3 protein-coding genes are annotated in these 1,959 nt (G+C 44.0%); all 3 read right to left on the bottom strand.

Features of this window, described 5'->3' with window-relative positions:
• The coding region (locus tag COY37_RS05590) for a hypothetical protein (protein ID WP_286976640.1) at positions 1 to 214 on the bottom strand (214 nt) is incomplete at its 3' end.
• Between the two features lie 94 nt (positions 215 to 308).
• On the bottom strand, positions 309 to 701 hold the full coding sequence (locus COY37_RS05595) for a hypothetical protein (protein ID WP_286976643.1): 393 nt from the start codon (positions 699 to 701) through the stop codon (positions 309 to 311).
• A gap of 472 nt (positions 702 to 1,173) precedes the next feature.
• The gene (locus tag COY37_RS05600) at positions 1,174 to 1,839 is read right to left on the bottom strand and encodes a response regulator (RefSeq protein ID WP_286976651.1); all 666 of its coding nucleotides are present in this window, start codon (positions 1,837 to 1,839) and stop codon (positions 1,174 to 1,176) included.
• Positions 1,840 to 1,959: the final 120 nt, after the last annotated feature.

The raw sequence follows: 1,959 nt of genomic DNA on the forward strand, positions 1-1,959 counted from the left end.
CGTCACCTTTTAGTGAACTAGAGTAAGTTTTACCATTTATTTTGGCAGAAGTGGATTCGAATCCGTAATAATTATGCCCACCACTGCCTACCGCTACTGGATCAATGCCGTTCAAATAAACCGTGACCCCAGCCAAAGCAGAACTCGATGTACCTGCAATTACTGTTAGGAACATCGCTAACACCAGAAATGATTTTATTGCGAATCGTCTCATTGTTATCCTCCCTAATCTAAGATAATATTTTTGGCCCTTGCAATTAAGACTCTTAAATACCAGCCGGCATTTGCTGCTGCCGCTTAGCAACAGCCTACTGGCCGAATATCGCTGAATTGATTGCGGCTACAAATTGAGAGCCCGCCTCTTTCTTTGCACGCACCTTTCTTTTATCGCCACCAGTAGTATTGATTGCAACGAAATTCTCACCTATAAGCATTACTATGCCGGCCACTAATAGAATAAGGCCGATGCCAACAATGAGAGTTATGATGCCTAAGGCGATAAGCAAGATGCCCATAGCGGTATTGCGCGTTGAATCCATCTTTACCGACGTAACGTGTCTGAGTGGGATGCTTTCCACACTCTTTGACAGCGGTATAAGTTTTAGCAACCGTCTTTCAAGAACGTAAATCACTCGCCGGTCTGTTACGGCTCCGATATCTCCTTCCCATATAATTTTCTCGCCTTGCTGAACGTCAAACACTCATACCATCTCCTTTATCCGTATGCTACGCTCGATTAGTCTGACTGGTTTGGATCTTTGCTTGTTAAAGACTCTGCTAAAATGCAAACTGCTTTTTGCAGGGCGGCACGCGGCATTGTCTTGGTATCCACGTATAGAAAACCGGCATTTTCCTCTAAGCTAAATTTAAGAATGGCAAAGTTGGGCCTTTTTTTAAAAGGGCTAGGTCTTTTGACGCCTTATCATCTAAGACAATAAGGTCTGCATCTATGTTGGACGTTAGCAAATTTGCGACATTATCGAAAAACGAGGTTATGCAAAAACCCGGCCCAAGAACTCTCTTAAGGCCCGCTTTGAACATTGGATATCTGCTCACCACAACAGTCTTTACCTTCATGGTTAAAGGCTAAATGTCCCCAGTGGGATTATCTATGGGTTAAGTGGCTAAAATACGGGGGCTAGCCAGACTACAACATAGGCAGGTTGGCTAATATTACTCCTTGGGATTAATAAACCCCTGGTGCGCTGCAAACACGGCGGCTTGAATGCGGTTTTCGAGTTGAAGCTTAGAAAGGATGTTGCTTACGTGATTTTTAATCGTACTTTCACTTACAAATAGCTTCTTACCAATCTCTTTGTTATCCAATCCTTCAGCCATGAGTTTCAACACCTCTTGCTCCCTGTCTGTAAGCTTTGTCGCAAGCGGATGTGGCTTTCGCTCCGATTTCTTGCTCATATGTCTAAACTCATCCAGAAGATCCGCAGCCATCGCCGGATTGATGATGCTTTCGCCCTTATAAATTGCTTCGATCGCTTTGATAAGAGCACTTTTATCGGTGTCTTTTAAAAGGTATCCTCTAGCTCCAGCTTTGATTGCTTTTACAAGGTCTTGGCTATCTTCGGATACCGTTAAGACAAGTATTTTGATATGTGGGTTTTCAGCTATTATTCGTTCGGTAGCGGTAACTCCGTCAAGATTAGGCATATTTATATCCATAAGAACCACATCAGGTATAAGCGCTTTGGCAATTCTCACGGCTTCTTCTCCGTCTGTTGCCTCGCCGACCACCTCTATCACCGAAGAGCTGGAGAGCATGCTAAGAATGCCCTCTCTAATAATTACGTGATCATCTGCAACGAGTACCTTTATCCTATACATCACCGTTCACTCCCGGGCCCTAATGGTATGGAAAGCTTTACTTTTGTGCCTGCTCCCTTATCTGTAGTAATTGCAAGGGTTCCTCTCAGCTTCTCAGCTCTTTCGCGCATGCTTAAAAGG

This window comes from Candidatus Aquicultor secundus (assembly GCF_002791875.1).
In the GTDB taxonomy this organism is placed as follows: Bacteria; Actinomycetota; Aquicultoria; order Aquicultorales; family Aquicultoraceae; genus Aquicultor_A; species Aquicultor_A secundus.

Excerpts from the sequence above, each read along its gene's own strand:
- COY37_RS05600 (WP_286976651.1), bottom strand. The coding sequence starts at position 1,839 with ATGTATAGGATAAAGGTACTCGTTGCAGATGATCACGTAATTATTAGA.